Source organism: Corynebacterium sp. NML98-0116 (assembly GCF_001767255.1).
GTDB classification, from domain to species: Bacteria; Actinomycetota; Actinomycetes; order Mycobacteriales; family Mycobacteriaceae; genus Corynebacterium; species Corynebacterium pseudogenitalium.
The window spans coordinates 687,486-704,712 of record NZ_CP017639.1; the positions used below are offsets into that span (position 1 = coordinate 687,486).

The 17,227-nt window shown below is 50.9% G+C and carries 10 protein-coding genes and 1 tRNA gene; 7 read left to right on the top strand and 4 right to left on the bottom strand.

Going from position 1 to position 17,227, the window contains the following annotated elements:
• Positions 1–66: 66 nt before the first annotated feature.
• Complete coding sequence (locus tag BJP05_RS10925) at positions 67–3,387, top strand: CDP-glycerol glycerophosphotransferase family protein (protein WP_168156171.1); 3,321 nt, start codon at positions 67–69, stop codon at positions 3,385–3,387.
• Here BJP05_RS10925 and BJP05_RS02980 read toward each other — a convergent pair.
• Positions 3,384–5,438, bottom strand: a complete 2,055-nt coding sequence (locus tag BJP05_RS02980) for a glycosyltransferase (RefSeq protein ID WP_084028555.1) — start codon at positions 5,436–5,438, stop codon at positions 3,384–3,386. The genes BJP05_RS10925 and BJP05_RS02980 overlap by 4 nt on opposite strands.
• A 151-nt stretch (positions 5,439–5,589) precedes the next feature.
• On the opposite strand from BJP05_RS02980, the gene tagD reads away from it, so the two are divergent.
• The 3 genes from tagD to BJP05_RS03005 all read left to right on the top strand — a co-directional run bounded on the left by tagD (position 5,590) and on the right by BJP05_RS03005 (position 10,984).
• Positions 5,590–5,982, top strand: a complete 393-nt coding sequence (gene tagD, locus BJP05_RS02985) for a glycerol-3-phosphate cytidylyltransferase (protein ID WP_070362118.1) — start codon at positions 5,590–5,592, stop codon at positions 5,980–5,982.
• A gap of 152 nt (positions 5,983–6,134) precedes the next feature.
• A complete protein-coding gene (locus BJP05_RS10930; RefSeq protein WP_168156172.1) occupies positions 6,135–9,965 on the top strand; it encodes a CDP-glycerol glycerophosphotransferase family protein in 3,831 nt (1,276 codons plus the stop codon).
• 35 nt (positions 9,966–10,000) lie between these two features.
• On the top strand, positions 10,001–10,984 hold the full coding sequence (locus tag BJP05_RS03005) for a glycosyltransferase family 2 protein (RefSeq protein ID WP_070362122.1): 984 nt from the start codon (positions 10,001–10,003) through the stop codon (positions 10,982–10,984).
• Positions 10,985–11,113: 129 nt separating this feature from the next.
• Here BJP05_RS03005 and wecC read toward each other — a convergent pair whose 3' ends face one another.
• Both wecC and wecB read right to left on the bottom strand, forming a co-directional pair.
• A complete protein-coding gene (wecC, locus tag BJP05_RS03010; RefSeq protein WP_070362123.1) occupies positions 11,114–12,385 on the bottom strand; it encodes a UDP-N-acetyl-D-mannosamine dehydrogenase in 1,272 nt (423 codons plus the stop codon).
• Between the two features lie 73 nt (positions 12,386–12,458).
• Entirely contained in the window at positions 12,459–13,616 is a 1,158-nt protein-coding gene (wecB, locus tag BJP05_RS03015; RefSeq protein ID WP_070362124.1) for a non-hydrolyzing UDP-N-acetylglucosamine 2-epimerase, read from the bottom strand.
• A gap of 147 nt (positions 13,617–13,763) precedes the next feature.
• Between wecB and BJP05_RS03020 the strand changes: the two genes are divergently transcribed.
• Positions 13,764–13,837 (top strand) — tRNA-Ile (locus BJP05_RS03020).
• Positions 13,838–13,882: 45 nt separating this feature from the next.
• Here the strand turns inward: BJP05_RS03020 and BJP05_RS03025 are convergent.
• Positions 13,883–16,186, bottom strand: a complete 2,304-nt coding sequence (locus tag BJP05_RS03025; RefSeq protein WP_070362125.1) for a DEAD/DEAH box helicase — start codon at positions 16,184–16,186, stop codon at positions 13,883–13,885.
• Between the two features lie 236 nt (positions 16,187–16,422).
• Here BJP05_RS03025 and BJP05_RS03030 point away from each other — a divergent pair, with 236 nt between their 5' ends.
• Together BJP05_RS03030 and BJP05_RS03035 are read left to right on the top strand one after the other, a co-directional pair.
• Positions 16,423–16,710, top strand: coding sequence for a type II toxin-antitoxin system RelE/ParE family toxin (locus BJP05_RS03030; protein WP_240492794.1), 288 nt, complete (start codon positions 16,423–16,425; stop codon positions 16,708–16,710).
• Positions 16,707–17,000 carry an addiction module antidote protein gene (locus BJP05_RS03035; protein WP_070362126.1) on the top strand — a complete coding sequence of 98 codons (294 nt, stop codon included), beginning with the start codon at positions 16,707–16,709 and terminating at the stop codon, positions 16,998–17,000. Before BJP05_RS03030 ends, BJP05_RS03035 begins: the two co-directional genes overlap by 4 nt.
• Positions 17,001–17,227: the final 227 nt, after the last annotated feature.

A 17,227-nucleotide genomic window follows, 5' to 3' on the forward strand; every position in this document is an offset into this window, starting at 1 on the left:
ACAGCGCTTTCGTATGCGCATGATGCGCGCGCGTGGCTGAAGCAAGCTCGCCACGCGGGTACTTGGGTGCATACGAAGGCGGCAAAGGCTCCGATCCTCAGCGTGGTTATCCCTTGTCACAATGCTGCTCGCTGGATTGCAACCTTGGTGCACTCAATTCAGTCCCAGGGCATCGATGAACTAGAAATCTTGGTAGTCGATGATGCATCGACCGATGCTTCCAGAGCTATCTTGAATTCGCTTGCGCTGCTCGACAAGCGGATCAAGATCATCGATGGTGAAGGGCGGGGCCCCGGTGCGGCTCGCAATCTCGCGATACAGCAAGCACAGGGAGAGTTTCTCACTTTCGCCGATGCTGATGACGTCGTGCTTCCAGGTGCGTACTCTTCAATGCTTGATTCGTTGAAAACAACAGGAAGTGACTTTGTCTTTGGTGGGTACGTCCGCCATAAGGGCAGCTCGGTTTCGCGCCCCCAGATTGTTGAGGCGACGCACCGAGAAGACCTACCAAGGGTGACTGCGAAAACATTTCCTCAGGTGTTTGAGGAACCAGTGCTGTGGAACAAGATTTTCCGCACCGACTTCTGGAATACACGCGTCGGACCAATTCCCGAGGATGTGAATTATGAGGACCAACCTCCAGTGCTGCGAGCGATCTGTGCAGCAACTTCATTTGATGTGCTGAAGCGGGATGTGTATTCGTGGAGGATGTCTGAAGTAGGTACATCACGCTCTAACGCCAAGGCTTCTCTCCAAGATATTGAGGATAGAGCGATTGTTACTCGGCAAATGTGGGTTGAGGCTTTTCAGCTAGGAGCGCCTGGTGAGCTCCTAGAGTTCATGTTGGAGCGGTTTATCGCACGGGACATGTATTTGTTCGCTGTTCATCTGCCACACAAAGCTCCTGGGGATCCGTACAGAGAAGTCATGCGAAACTTAACCAGCGAGATGGATGGGTGGTCTCGGGACTTTCCCGGAGTGTTTAGTCGAATCCCCATACAGCGGCGCACACTGTTCTGGGCTTTGGCTCACGGAACGGATGCGGATGTCATTGAAGAGTTAGGTTTGCGTCTGGATCTCAAACACAGGTATGCATTCGGTCCAGATGGGGCATTACTTTCATCTTGTACTCCAGACATTGAGGGTCTTCCTAAGGAATTGCTCCAGGCAGAACCGATAGATGTACCGGTACATGCTGTAGTCCAAGAATTGCGCTGGACAGGGCCATACGACGTGTCTGTTCAGATCAGAGCTTTCATGGCGGGTGTTGACAGCGCGGAAACAGAGATTGCCATTTATGCGCTTGAAAACAAAGGAGAGTTACCTCCCGTTCCGCGGATTGAGGATTTGGACGGAGCGATACGGCTGGATACTCGGCGAACTGCCGATACCCGTAACAATGCTGAAACCCAAGACCCTTGGTTTGATCGGGAACGCGATTCGTTTGAGTTTTCTCTAGATCTTCGGCAGCACCAACATCTTGGAATCGTAGTGGTTGCCCGATGGAATGGAATTGTTTCGATTGATTATGTAAAGCAGAGTAGAGAACCAGCTACAAGGGGCGCTGGACCAGTTGGAAACCAAGAACGGTGGTATGTCCAGTCTGAGCGTGCACCCGGAGGACCACGATTTGAACTGTGTCGTCGCCAAGTACAACCTGATGCACTGCTGCTTAAGAAGTGGCGTGCAAGTCTTTTAGCGCTTCATGGGGCGACCACAGGCTTCGGGACTGCTAGTTCGGAAGTGACTGATTTTGTACGTTATTTGAGACCAACCGGTTGTCGTGCCCTGTTGGGGTGGTCGAGAAGGACGCCATTACAGATCGGAAGGCGAACTACTGAGTATGTATCTATATCCGAAGACAATGCAGATGACTTTGCCGGCACTGTTATTCGCTCGACGCCGGATGGGCATGCATACATCGATCAGAAATTAATCCGAGTCGTTGCTGATTCTGCAAGTCTGCATGATGGAGTATTGATAGTTGAAGGCCGGTGTACTTCATCTTCAATAAAACCCACTATTTGGCTTCGCTCGTCTCGCGATGTACTTCTAGGGACGACAACTTGGAATCGTCAAAAGTTCAGGACTCATTTCAAGGTACAAGATGCCCAGGATCGAGCATATTTTCTCAGGTTTTCACTCGTACCGAAAAATCGATCGTCACGTTTCGCTATCGAAGCAGGCGAATTGAGAAGCAACACATTCCTGAATGGTTCTGTGCGCTCAATACGTATCGAACCACGCGAGAATGGTACTACAGCGGTCTACTTTCTCCCTCCGACTACGCTTGCGCATTCAACATCATGGGAAACGTATCAAGGCATTCCAGAACAAACTAAGCCATTGTTGGCCGGAGTATTCTTCGAATCATTCAGCGGGAAAAACACTGCCGATAATCCGGGCGCTATATGCGAATACCTGCTTTCCATGAATTCTGACTTTCCGATTTGGGTGTCCGTACGCGATGACAGGGTTGTGGTCCCCGACGGCGCTATTCCTGTGATCACTGGCAGTGATGCGTGGTACGACAAACTTACTCGAGCCAAAGTTATTGTCGGAAACGACAACTTCCCACTGTGGTTTCGGAAGCGACCGGGTCAGTATTGGTTGCAAACGTGGCATGGTTGGCCTATCAAGCGGCTGCTCTTTGACGCACACCCTAATTTTGTTGGTCTTTCATATAGGCGGTTGATGAAGCGCCAGGCAAGTGACTGGGACTTGTTGCTTGCACAGTCCGATGAAGCAGCTCAACGAATTGCAGGTTCTGCGTACTACACAGGCCCGGTACTGAAAGGAGAGTACCCGAGGAACCTTGCTCTAGCTCGGGCGATGCAAAAAACAGCAAGCATCAAGGCGAAGCTGGGGATTCCTCCGGGCAAGCGAGTGATTTTATGGGCTCCTACATGGCGTTATTTAAGTGAGGATCTAGCTTTTCCAGCGGATAGGATTGCGAAAGATAATGATGCGGTAGTGCTTGTTCGCGGCCATCATATGAAGGCAGTGCACAAAAAGGGCGAGAACGTGAAAAATGTCAGCTCCTACCCGTGTGTGGAGGAGCTTCTTGCCATTGCAGATCTACTAGTTTCGGACTACTCTTCGATCTTCTTTGACTACGCGCTCACTGGTAAGCCATCGATTGTGTATGCACCGGATTTAGAGGCGTACAAGACTCAAGAGCGCGGGTTCTATAGCGATTGGCCTTATGACTCTGGGCGACCAGTTGCACTCACCACCAAGGAGCTTGAATCAGAAATTACGATGGTGCTGAGGCAAACCACGCGGTTCAAATCTGATGAATCAGCTCAGCAAGCTGCGATTCAAAAATCTGTGCTTGAGAATCTTGAGCAGATAGAAACCTGGATAATTCAAATGTTGAAGTCCTAGGCTTCTACATGCGCTTCATTCAAACCAAATGATCGAACTTCACCTTGGGCGATGAACTCTGCATCGGAGAGTTTCCAAGTGTGGTTGTTGCCACGCACCTGGATGAAGTTAAACCGGTCTGCGGAGTAGATGTGTCCATTGGCTGCGAGTATCGATTTGAGAAAGGCGGTATCCTCCCCGGTGGTTCTATCTTCAAATGGGTGTTGCTCAAAAGTTTCGCGCGGTCCGAACAACGTTGGGCCTGCAACGAAATTTGTCCACAGATGCTCTTGGTTAGGTCGACGTAGAACAAGGGCATTTGATCCTTCTACATAGGCATATGCTGCTTGTTTCCCAACGAGATCAGCCCCGCTGTACATCACTGCATTGTGCATGTCCTCGAGGTAGTGCGGCAGATAATAGTCGTCGTCGTCGAACTTAGCTATGAAGTCTCCGCTCGACTGAGAAACTGCCGCATTCAAGCAGTTACCGAGCGACCAAGTTTGAGGCGCTTCCAACTTTGTCACTTTGGAAGGGTCGATGCCCAGGTCGAGGCATAGTTTGTTTAGCTGCGCCTGCTTCAGTTCATAGCCATGTGTTATGAGGATGAGTTCTCGCTCTTCTATTGACTGCCTTGCAAACTGGCCCAATAAATGTGGCATATTGTCTGGCCGGTTGGATGAACAAATGACTGATACGAGGCCGGACGAGCGAGAAGGGGTTTGAAGCCCAATAGCAGTGAAAAGCTGCTTTGTTCGGTGACTGTAGCAGTGTTCGTTCCAAATGGTTCGTTGGGCACGGTGTACCATTTTTTCGCGGTACTCGGGAGAATTAATCAGTGTAGTGATTGTTGCAGTAGCTTCTTCCACAGACTGCACCTCTGCCAAAGCATCGGGAGAGAAAAAATTCGTTGTTGCTGGGCTCGGGGTAGTGACGACTGCGGCACCACTAGCTGGAAGCTCAAACAACCGCCGGGCACACATCGAAGGGCTAGTGACCACTGAGTTCACGTTCAAGAACACTTTGTGTTCCTTGTTCGCGGAGAGCATTCGCTCCGGTGGCAAGCTCCCTACGATGTATCGGCGCATCTGCTTCGGGAAACGGTATCGTTTGTCCACGTTTCCAAGCCGAGAGAAGATGCAGAAGTTGAACCCGTTCTTTGACGCCGCGGTGGCAGCTGCCTCAAGGAGGAGATCGAGCTGTTGGCGGCGCTCCGGATATTTGTGATTGAAGTAAGTGCCCGCAAAAGCAATATCACCACGTTGCCAACGCTTATCCCGGATACCTGGCATATTTGGCTGGTTACGAGCAGGGTTATGAATTGCAGGTTGAGCCGCAAACGGCATGACTCCTACGACAGCATCCGGCGCGATCTCACGGTACCGTTCAACCATGTCCGAATCGGTGGTGAAGATGTAATCGAACAGCGACGCGGTGGTAATGAAGTCATCAAAATGTGCAGGGTCTTCTTTGTTCCAGAAGACGGTGGGAATCTTTCTAGCATTGCACCAATGAACCAATCTTGCGATTGCGTGATCAGCTTCAGATGCCGTATTCAAACGACTTCGCCAGCTGCCGTGATTTCCCGAATGTGCTGATTCTACAAGCAGAAAGTCCACGTTCTGATTTTCTAGCTCGATCTCCCAATTATCGGGAGTAGGTACTATCACTTTAAATTCTTCAGACCAGCAGGCTAGTGAAAAATCATCAAGTATCACGGCGCCGGTATATTTCGAAGAATGCTGTTTAAAGGACCTTGAGATGAACTTTGGGCTGGATTCAGGAGAAAAGGCCGCTGACCCTAATTGGGATTGACCAAGGAAAAAGCTTCGTCGGAGGCGGTAAGGAAAGTTGAGCTTCGAAGCACTTTTCTCCAGTTCACTCGATGCTCTATTTGCCAGATACTCAAAATCACCATGCAGGGCTAGTTTAAAAACAGTCCGGACTTTTTTACGGTAGGGTTCAAATTCATCTCGTGTTTTGCCACTGAAGCGTATCCTTAACAAAATTTGACGGTGTTGATCGTACTCGTAGACGTGGGCAACAATAACGGGTTTTATCCTAATTCGCATCGGTAGCTTGCAGATTTAGTGGACCTTTGCCAAGTTAAGCAAGTTTGAATCTTGAGGGTCATTTAGACAATTTTCTAGGGAGATCGGCTGGTCGGAAAAGGCGTTTACGCGCAAATCGAGCTAGAGCAAGATTTTTAGTAAAGTAATCTGCATGCGCAGAGTAATAACTTATGGGACTTTTGATTTGCTCCACTATGGACATATTCGACTTCTAAAAAGAGCTAAGGAGTTAGGCGATTACCTAATCGTTGCTATTTCGACAGACGAGTTTAATGAAGGTAAAGGTAAGTCGGCGTACTTCTCCTTCGAAGAGAGAAAAGGCATGCTCGAAGCTCTCCGATTCGTTGATCTTGTTATACCTGAGAATGATTGGCGACAAAAACCGGACGATATCAAAAATTACCACGTAGACGTTTTTACGATGGGAGACGATTGGGCTGGAAAATTTGACGAGCAACTCGAAGGTCTTTGTGAAATAGTCTACTTACCGCGAACACCTAGCATTTCTACCACGCAAATTAAAAATGAACTTTCTAAAAAGTAGCCACGGTCCGGCAGATCGGCGGCATTTCATCTCATGAACACCGCTTTTGTAATCAGAGTACCTGGCGAGTTTTGGAAGCAAAACTGCATTACTCAATAGATTCTAGGCAGCAGCGAGCGCATGAAACTAGGGTAGAAACTTAAATGGTAAAAATGAAGAACATCATCTCAGAAATGAAGAACATCCGTCTCAAATCTAAAAGTATTGAAGATAAAGCCAAGGATGCCCTGTCTAGTGACACTGCAGTGAATGCTGCCAAGTATTTGACACCATTTGCACCATCAGCAGCACGCGAAGTTACTGTCAAGTACTTCGATAAAGTTCATGAAGAAGAAATAGCCATCGCCGAGGCAGCTAGGTGGACAAGGGAGCAAAAGACGAATCCTGAAGCGTGGAGACGCTTTGGCTTCCTACTCCAAAAAGCAAAACGATTCGAAGAGGCCATTGAAGCTTACGAAAAAGTTTTGTTGTATTCTCCAAAGTCTGACCTGACTTCTCGAGACTTTGCTTTCTATAATCAAGGGCTTTCGGACGAAGCGCTGGGACGTTACACGTCAGCAATCTCGAAATTTTGGGAGATAAGTGAAGACTCGCCGTTAAGAAACAAAGCGCTATTGAGAATTACTGCGTGTCTAGATAATAGTGGCGCATCACTGGCAGATAAGCGAGTGGCTCTTACTCAAATAGCTTCTGAAATACAGGTTTTAAAGATACATGAAGATCTCGCCAAAATTGAAAATCTACTAGGTAATGATGATAGAGCGTTACGAGTTCTTGAAGAGGCTGATAGTTTCCAGCCACTAACCTCTGGCGCGCTCTACCTGAAAGCTCAACTTTTAGAAGCGGCTGGAGAGATTAGCAAAGCTAAACGCGAATATGATCGCGCACTTGCACGCCTGCCCAAGAACAAGAAAAATTATGGATTGGGTGCCCTGCACTCTCACCATAGGAACTGGGGCGCTGCACTTGATGCGTTTGATAGCGAAGCAGCAATACGAGATATCAGTCCAGATGACTTTCTATATGAGAAGGGAGTTGCTGCAGAAAGTGCGGATCAGTGGGAAGCCGCGGTCGGAAGCTATAGCGCAGCACTAGTTTTTAACAGTAATAGACGATATACCGCATTCAGACTCGCGGTTTCCCTTGAACGATCTGGCGAAATCAATCAAGCAGTTGAGGCGTACCAGTATTCGGCGAGCATCAATGGACAGGATAAGTATGGGGCGTTTTATCATGCAGGTAGACTGTTGAATTCGCTGAAGGAGCATCAACAAGCCTGTTTGTGTTTCTTCAATGATCCGCTAGGCGATGATTGGCGTATTTTCTTCCAGGATCACGAGATAGTCCGCGCTAGGAACTTTCCTGGGATTTCTGGAATCATTCGTGACCAATCGAAACTCAATCTTTTTGAGTTGGAAGCCAAATTGCGGTATTTGCTCCAGCTTGGAGAGTACGAGCCTGCACTGAAACTCGCAAAAGAATTGGTGTTCAGAAACGCTAATCATTCCCCTTCAGGCTGCTGGCTGGTTGGCTCACTACTCTATCGCTTGGGAAAGTACGAAGACGCATGTCGCTACTATCTGCGTATGCGCGTTCCGCGCTGCCCGTATATTGAGCGCACCCCTAAGCCAAAGAATGGCTTGCCTAGTAGGCTTGATGATTACATCGCCTACCGAGAAGGACTACCGATTCAGCCTCATACAGTTCTTTACGAAGTTGGCCATGGATCGAGTATTTCGTGTAATCCCCTGGCAATTTACCGGCGTATGCAGGAAAGGTTTCCCGAGGGTGATTGGCGCCACGTTTGGGTCGTTGATGGCGAGATCTCTGCCCCCAGCGATGTCGCAAATGCAAGGAATGTAGTATTTGTTCAACGGGAAACAGATCGGTATTTTAGGGAACTCGCAACCGCCAAGTACTTAATCAACAACACCTCTTTTGGAAGCTATTTTGTGAGGAGGTCCGGTCAGCGATATGTGAATACGTGGCATGGAACGCCTATTAAAACGCTTGGTGACCAGGTGAAGGGTGAGTTCCTCACATACGGCAACATTTCAAGAAATCTTTTGCAATGTACTGACCTAGCAGTGGGAAATAAGTGGACTGCTGAGGTCATGCTCAAAGATTTTGGGGTCAAGAATCTATTTTCTGGCCAATTGCTAACCGAGGGCGTTGCACGAATTGATGAGCTCGTTACATTGTCAGAGGTTGACAAGGAGCAGCTCCGAATTCGACTGGTTGGGGAGGCGGAAGTACGTCCAATTTTGTTGTACGCGCCCACATGGAGAGGGGAAGTCAACACAGACATAGCTGACTCATTCAATCTTGAAGCAGAGCTCCAGGTTATAAAGCTAATGGAAGCTTCAGGCTATCGAGTCTTCTACTCTGCTCATCGCTTCGTTAAGGAACTCGCAGTTGATTCGGAACTTAGTGGATACTTGTTGCCACCAGGTATGAATTCGTATGACGTTATGCCTCTTATCGATGTACTCGTCACTGACTATTCGTCAATCTTTTTTGATTACCTGGCTCTCCGCAAACCTGTAGTCTTCTACACGTATGATCTAGACGAATATTCAAGCACACGTGGACTATACGACATTAGTTTTCCTGGACCTGTGTGCAGAGATTTGTCTGAGTTTCAGGTAGCGCTTGAGACACTGCGAGAAGGTGTAGATGAGTTTCAGGCTGAAAGAGAAAAGTTCATAGAAACATATTTGCCGGATGAGGACGGCGGAGCGTGTGACCGAATCATTGATAAAATGATAGCTCCACTGCCGAGACCGAATGCTAATGAGCCTGCGTTCGTCTTTCGTCTTTCTTTTCTTCCGAATGGAATCGCTTCATCATTCAGAGCACTAGCCAAGGAGTTGGCTGAGGAGCACGGGAATGGAGCCGTAATAGCGTTTACTGATCGATCTGCCTTGCTTCGCGACGAAACGCGGTTGGAGCAGTTTTCCCTTTTAGACGAGAATATCAAGGTTCTTCCTCGCGCTGGCGGGATTCTTTTGAACGCAGAGGAGAAGTATCTCGATGGTATGCGAAATTCTGGAGATTGGGCCCTGACCACTCGGCAACTTGAGGTGCTTGACGCTGGGTATAGGCGTGAATGGCAACGTAGTTTTGGTGAGTCACGCCCAGAAGCTTCAGTCGAGTTCGATGGGTACACAGGTTTTTGGGCACATATTATGGGTTCAGCACCCGAAAGCACGTCGAAAATCATCTATTTGCATAATGAAATGGAAGCCGAAAGAAAAACTAAGCACCCGCAGCTGGATGTTGTTTTTGAAGACTACCGTCTTTTCGACCGAGCGATTTCTGTCTCAGAGTCGGTGGCATCTGCAAATGAAGAGTATTTGGCTGGTAAAAAACAGCCATCTGAACATCAACCTCGATTTACGTGGGCAAACAACCTGCTAGATTCAGCTAAAATTGACGCAGCGCTAGGAGCTCCTCTGCCCCGAAAAGTACAGGAGCTAGTCGAAGAGGGTGAGGAATTCATTGTCATCGTCACCCGACTCTCAATTGAGAAGGCTCATTTGAGGACTCTTGAAGCGTATTCCGAAATACCTAGGGAGAAACGTAAGAAATTAGTTCTCGTTGGAGAAGGGCCGCAGCGACCAGTTCTTGAACAACGGATTAGGGATTTAGGGCTCGAAGATGATGTGTTTTTGGTGGGTTTCTTAAAGAATCCATTGGGGGTAGTGCTTCATGCGCGGGCGTTAGGTTTATTGTCGAAATGGGAGGGACAAGGGCTGACGCTACTTGAAGCGATGGCCATTGGCGTACCAGTTGTCGCTACTGATATTCCAGGGCCGAGGAGCATTATTTCAGAGTTTGGTGGTTTGATCGTCGAAAATAGTCTGGAAGGCGTAAAGAAAGGTCTACAGTTGATGAGTTCGAGCAACATTACTGCCGTAGACTTTGACTGGAAAGAATATAATCGACAGGCCCTTGCTAAATTCGAGAGTATTTGCGAGTAAACGGTCTTTTTCAAAATGAAGGTGAGCTTTCTGACGTGAGAGTAACTCTTGGTATAACGACTTATGAGGCAAGTGACTATGTCGAACGGTGCATCAAAAGCATTGCTGATCAGCAAAATTTTCCACTAGAAGAGATGGAAGTGCTTATTGTAGATGATGGTAGTTCTGATGACACTGTAGAGAAAGCGAGAAAGGCCATCCAAGAACTTGGCCTTAACGGCAGAGTCCTAGAGCAACAAAATACCGGTAGCCCGAGCACGGGACGCAATCGCATTTTAGACAGTGCAAACGGTGAGTTTCTTTTCTACATCGATGTCGACGACTATTTGGGTGAACATGCTATAAGCTCAATGGTTGAGTTGGCTGACGTTGATAAAGCGGATGTGGTTCTTGGTAAGTTCAAAGGAATCAATCGTGGTGTTCCAAGAGTTCTGTTTAGGAAAACCTTGTCACGGACTGATATTGAATCTTCGCCTCTTGTTGATTCATTGAACGTACTCAAAATGTTCCGGACTGAGTATGCAAGAGGACTTGGATACCGATTTAACCCAACAATCAGCATGGCCGAAGATCATCCGTTCGCACTATCTGCGTATACGCAAACTGACCGTGTTGCCATCCAATCAGACGTAGACTGCTATTATTGCGTCCGACATTTAAGCGAGAAGAGCAAGGCACAACATCTCACTGGACATATTTTACCGGTTGACAAATTTTACAGGTATTTTGATGAAACTTTTGAAATGCTAAACCGGCTTGACCCTGCTTCAACTCCTTTGTTGGAGACCGCAAGGGGTAAATACTGGCACAGGCTACTCTATCTTGACATTCCGAATGAGTTTCGCCGTGCACGCACCCCCGACGACTTTCACTATTCATTGTTAGTTGCAAGTAAGAAGGCGGAAAAATACAGCGCTGCAAAGTACACGGAGTATTACAGCCATGGGACAAGAGCAATGCTTCGAGCGCTAGAGCTAAAAGACGACGTTATGGCTAAAAACCTTGCTAAAATCCTTTAGCAGAAATCGCTGCTGGATGAGTGAATCTTCCAGATACCTGGTGAGGCCATCGCCAGGTGACATGACGCGAGAGTTGTTGGAATTTGCAAGCGATGGGTTTAATTCTGCTCAACGCTCAGATGTATCGCACTAGCTTCTTGTTAGACCCCGGGTATCGATAACGTGAGGGTGTTGAGAGATTTCTTTTGCACTTAGGCGGAATTGATAGTGGTCAACCAAGACCACAAGAACGTCTGCCTGTTCTACGGTTTTTGCAAGGCCCGTGTGACGAATGTTCGCTAAACTCCTTAATTGCTGTGGCAATTGACCCAAGTTTGGTTCAACAACATCCACGTGTGTTTCTGGATGCTTCGATGCAATCTGCTGAGCAATCTGTAGAGCGGGGGATTCCCGGACGTCATCGATATCGGGTTTGAATGTAATTCCGAGTATGCCGATACGCGGATACTCAGATTTAGGTTCGATTTCTGCTAACGCAGTGTCAATCTTGGAAAGTACATAATCAGGTTTGGAATCGTTGACTAGCCTGCTTGTTTTGATCAGCTTGGCTTGATCTGGTGCGGAATGGACGATAAACCATGGGTCAACTGCGATGCAGTGGCCTCCGACGCCTGGACCCGGTTGGAGTACATTTACACGCGGGTGCCGATTTGCGAGGGAGATCAGCTCCCAAACATCGATATCCAGTTCATCGCAGATCAATGAAAGCTCATTTGCGAAAGCAATGTTGACATCGCGGAAAGCATTCTCGGTAAGTTTCGCCATTTCTGCGGTTCGTGCATCCGTAGTAAGAACGTCATTTTGGCAGAATCGCTCGTAAAGCTTCTTCGCTCGCTCTGAAGACGTCGGGTTGATACCGCCTACGATTCGCGCGTTAGTTGTCATTTCTTCCATAATCTTGCCCGGGAGCACGCGCTCGGGGGCATGTGCAGCATAAATGCTGTTTCCGTGATCAGGGGACAAAGTCATATCTGCGCGCTCAGAAACTAGAAGGTCTGCCACTTTTTCGGTCAACCCGGGAGGGCTTGTCGATTCAAGAATGACAAGTTCATCACCCTGGAGTAGCGGAGCAATTGATTTTGCTGCATCGAAAACGTAGGAGGGATCAACCGATTTGTCTGACGAGAGAGGAGTCGGGACAGAAATGATGTAGACATCTGCAGGCTTGAGCACTGTCCCCACGGACAAAGATTGAGACTCGACTACATTCTTGAGCAATTCGTCGAAACCGGGCTCAACAAAAGGGACCTCGCCTTTCGCGATTGTCGCTACTCGATCCGCGTTGATGTCGTACCCGAAGACCTGCAGGCCTGTGGATGCGAAAAACGCGGCAGTCGGGAGCCCGATATATCCGAGACCGATTACGGCAATGTCGAAGTGGTCGCGTCGATCAACGGTCATGGTGCTCCTCAGCTGGATTGTGGGGTGATGCCGTTGATAGTTTAGCGTGTTTGCCTGCCGAACCTACAAGAGGCTAGAACGATGAGTGAAGCTCTGGTGCCTGAGAATCGATTGTGAGGCTGAATAGGTCACCGAGAGCCTTCACGGTGCGCTCAGCTGCGTGGCCGTCACCGTAAGGATTCACTGCGTTTCTCATAGCGGCATGGGCATCCGGGTTGTCGAGGAGTTCCGTGGCTTCCGAAATGATGGTGTCAGGGTCAGGGCCAATCATCTTCACAACGCCGGCTTCAATGGCCTCTGGGCGCTCCGTTGTGTCTCGGATTAGTAGTGCTGGTAGTCCGAGCGCTGGTGCCTCTTCCTGCACTCCGCCAGAATCGGTGATAATGAGGTCAGACTGCTTCATCAGGTGAATGAATTCGTCGTAGGGGAGTGGGCCGGTGGCTACTACGTTTGGGAGATGTTCAACGCCAGGGAGGAGACGCTCCCGAATCCGAGGATTCAAATGCATGGGTACGAAGAAAGCTGTGTCGCTGTAGCGCTCTGCCAGGGTGCCGAGGGCAACTCCAATTTTTGCGAGGGAATCAAGATTCTCGCGCCTGTGAGAAGTGAAGATGACTCGTCGATCGAAGCTCCGAAGTGCATTTTCAACAGAAGTGTTAGAAAAGTGGCTTTCTTTCGCTGCAGTCTCAAGTAAAGCGTCAATTACGGTGTTCCCGGTGACAACAATCGAGTCTTCCGAAATGCCCTCGGCGATGAGGTTGTTTTTCGCACGGTTCGTCGGAGTGAGGTGCAGCGATGCGATCGCGGAAATGATCTTGCGATTCGCCTCCTCCGGGAATGGAGAGTTCAAGTCGAACGAGCGGAGTCCTGCCTCAACGTGAACGATCTTGGCTTCGCGGTTAAATCCTGCGATAGCAGCGGATGCCGCGGTTGAGGTATCTCCCTGGACGATGAGTGCATCAGGTTTGAACTCTTTCAAAACCTTATCGAGGCGCTTGAGTGCTCGCGACATAATCCGGTTCAGCGGTTGCTTTCTGTGCATCAGGCCGAGATCTATATCCGGCTGAAAACCGAAAAGCTCTGTCACTTGAGCGAGCATTTCACGATGCTGCCCAGTGGAGACGACCAGCGTTTCAAACTCATCACGGGCGCGCAATTCCTTAATGACCGGTGCAAGCTTGATGGCCTCCGGGCGTGTACCGTAGACAACCATGATCTTGGCAGGGGTCATCTGGATTCCTTATCTGGCTCTAGAAACTGCTGAATTTGCTGATACCTTAACTGTTTGATGGTAGCAACTGTAGAGGCCGTTTCAAATTGCTTTGGGCATGTTGTAATGTGTTTTCGGAACTGGTGCAATTCAGCCCTGTTCAACGAAGGGGCTATAGCTCAGTCGGTTAGAGCCGCGGACTCATAATCCGCTGGTCGCGGGTTCGAGCCCCGCTGGCCCCACAAGAATTTAGAAAAGGGAACGCGCCGAGAAGTGGGCGCACCCGATTACACAAATCCTTGCTTGCGAATGACCGAGCTGCGTTTGCGGAACGCAGCGGTGAGCGCAGGGACATGATGATCGTGAAAGTCGAAGACTGTCGCGGCGCTTTTCGAGTCGCGGGTAACGCGGCCGATCTGCTGGATGACGTTGCCTTTGAACGCGACTGGGGCTGCGAGGACGAGGGCGTCGAGAGCTGGGAGGTCCACCCCTTCGCCTGCGATCTGAGACATGGCGATAAGGATGAACTGGGGCGTGCTGTCGAGGGCCTTTCGGGTGGCTTTGCGGTCCTTGGAAGACTGTGCACCGTGGAGCGTAAACACCGGCACGGGGAGGTCGGGGTGATCGCGCGTAAGCAGGATTTCGAGGGCGCTGATGTGCTCGCGGCGCTTGACCAACACAAGGACGTTGCTTCCATCGGCGGTGGCGCGGGCGATGGTCTCGGCGATGAGCGCGTTGCGGGCGCTATCGGCGGCGAGGGCATTGTCGAGGTCGGGCCAGTAGAGGTGGGGTTCGTCGTAGGTGAACTCCGTGGTCTGTACAACGTAATGCTTGGGGCCGGCATGCTCGAGTTCCATCGTGTGGCGGATGGGGCCGCAGATCAGGGGTAAGAGGGCGTCGAGTCCGTCGGAGCGGTACGGGGTCGCTGTAAGGCCGTTGATGAAGCGGACGTTGAGGTCTGCGAGGACGCGGGTGAGGCCGGCGGCGCCGACGCGGTGGCATTCGTCGATAATGACGTAGCCGTAGTCGGCGAGGAAGTCGGTGCGTGAGTCGGCTCGGCTGATGGACTGGGCGGTTACAATGTCGATGTCTCCGCTGAGTTTCTTGGAGTTGCCGCCGTATTGGCCGATGGTGGGGCCGTCGAGAAACTTGGTGAGAGCTTCGCGCCACTGCGTGGCGAGCTCTACGTTGGGAACGATGATTGCGGTTGGTACTTGGCGGTGTGCGATCAGCGCGCAGGCCATCACAGTTTTGCCAGCACCCGGTGGTGCGACGAGTATACCCGTGGGGTGTTTTCGCATGGCCGCGACGGCTTTGCGCTGCCTGGGGTGCAGCTCGCCGGTGAATTCTGCCTGCATAGTGCGTGGCTTGGGCGTTTTGCCGCGGCGACTCACGGTGTAACCGGCGGTTTTGAGGATAGCGATGGCCTGATCAAGCGTACCGCGATCCAGAGTGAGGGTGTTGTCGTGCTCGTCGAAACGGATGATGAGGCGGGGCGTTTGGAAAGTGGAGAGGCGTTGGGCCTGGCGGATGTAGAACTGCGGGTTGGGGATCGCTCCGAGGTGGCGAAGCGCGGTGGCCGTGGTGCCGTCGACGCTTTCGAGTGAGATGTGCACTCGGGAATCGTGTGTGACGAGTACCTTGCCGGTTCGTTTGAGCGCTTTGAGCTCGGCCTTGGTCGGCGGCAGGGGAAGCTGGGTCTCCGGATCTGGCTGCAGGCGAGCAGCAATCTTTTTGAGCTGGGACTTGGATGCTTTGGCAGTGGATGCGAGCGTGGCGAATTGGTCGTCGGTGGGTTCGAAGGAGGCGTCGACAAAAATGGTGCGGTGCTCGGCGCGATGTTGACCCGCGAGCGGGAGCGCGATGAGATTGCCGAAGCCGCGGCGTTTGCCGGGTAGCGTGTCTTGGGAAGGGAAGAAGCGATCGAAGCTGGTGAAGAACTGTTTCGGACTGGCCTTGGCGAGCAGACCCGTTCCTACGGTACGCGCGAGGGCAGCCGGGACAGGCTCGCTGAAGAAGATCCACACGTGAGCGCCAGTGCCGGAACGGGAGACTTCGATGAGGGGGTCGAGGCCGTACTCGCGGCAGGCATCGGCGTACAGGCGGGCGGCGGTGCGGAAGTCGGCGTCGTCGAAATCGCAGGCGAGGAGGAAGCAGGTGTCGCCCTTGCATAGCGGGTAGAGCCCAACGTGGAGGTTGTTGTCGCGGCGGAGGTGCTGCACGAGAACCTGCGGAGTGAGTGGCTTCAGGTTTGGATTGTTGCGGTCGTAGCGGCCGTAAGATGCTGGCGACCAGCCCTTCTTCTCACCGTTGTGCCATGCGATGGCGTACACGTCCTCGCGGCCGCGGAAGTAGTTGGCGAACAGGCGCAGCTTTGCGTCGGGGGAGGAGTCGTTGGTGACTGCGGTGAGGTCTTCGGGTGCTGTTACTTGTGATACTTGCGGTGGTTGCGGTGGCGTTGTGGGTTTGGGTGGAGACTGCTCAGCTCCGGTTTCGGTGAGGAATGCCTCGAAATCATCGGTGCCAAGGAGCTTCGCGAGCGCGCGCTCCAGGAGCTGCACGCGGGCCTCGAGGTCGTCTGCGTTTGGCATGGGCGGACTCCGGTTTTCGGGGTATCGATGGGGTCAGTGTATCTGGGGTGGGGCGAGTTGGGCGCCATTGACCATGAGCGAGTCGGCCCGAGTACCCGCATCTTGCGGTTGATGTCGGTGATAGCTCGCTTAAACTCCCGCTCACCCTCCAAACCAACCCTCAAACCGAAAGAGGAGTCAGCCATGAGAGGGGTTTTCTCCCCTTGACCGTTGTAGCTTGTAGGCTACACTTGGGTGTGTGCAGATTATTTCCAGTTGAGCTGAAAGACAAACATGCTCAGCGGCGCATTTTGTATGCAATAGCCCGATGCGAAGCACACGGAACAATGATTGGAGACATCAAACCCGTTGGCGAGAAAGTGAACGAGATGAGATTTCATTTCGGGCCAGGCTACCGGGTGTACTACACCCAACTAGGCGCAGTAACGGTTTTCCTACTGGCCGGAGGAGATAAATCCAGCCAGGCTAAAGATATTCGAACCGCTCAACAGCTCGCACAACAGGTAAGGGAGGAACAGTCGTGAAGGAAGTAACATTTTCAGCGTTCGATGCAAGCAAATATCTCGATAGCCAAGAAGCAGTGAACGATTACCTGGCTATCGCCCTCGAAGACGGTGATACGAAAACCGTACAGGTGGTGTTGCGTGACATTGCCAGGGCACACGGCATGAGCCAGCTCGCTAAAGAAACTCAACTCAACCGTGAATCCCTTTACAAGTCACTGTCAAAAGACGGTAACCCGTCCTTTGCGGCTATCACGAAAATCATGAAAGCCCTAGGGCTCAAAATAACTCTCGCTACACAAAATGCCTAGAAACCTGCTGGAAGCACATCACCATGGATTGGTGGTTATACATGCACACGCAGGACACTTCAAATCGACATTCGGTGGGGAATGCTTCGAAATCATCGGTGCTAGGGGGCTTCGCGAGCGCACGCTCCAGGAGCTGTACGCGGGCCTTGAGGTTATTTGCGTTTGAAATGGTCGGCTCCGGTTGTTCAGGTGGATCGATGAGGTCAGCGTAACTGGGGCGGGCGAGT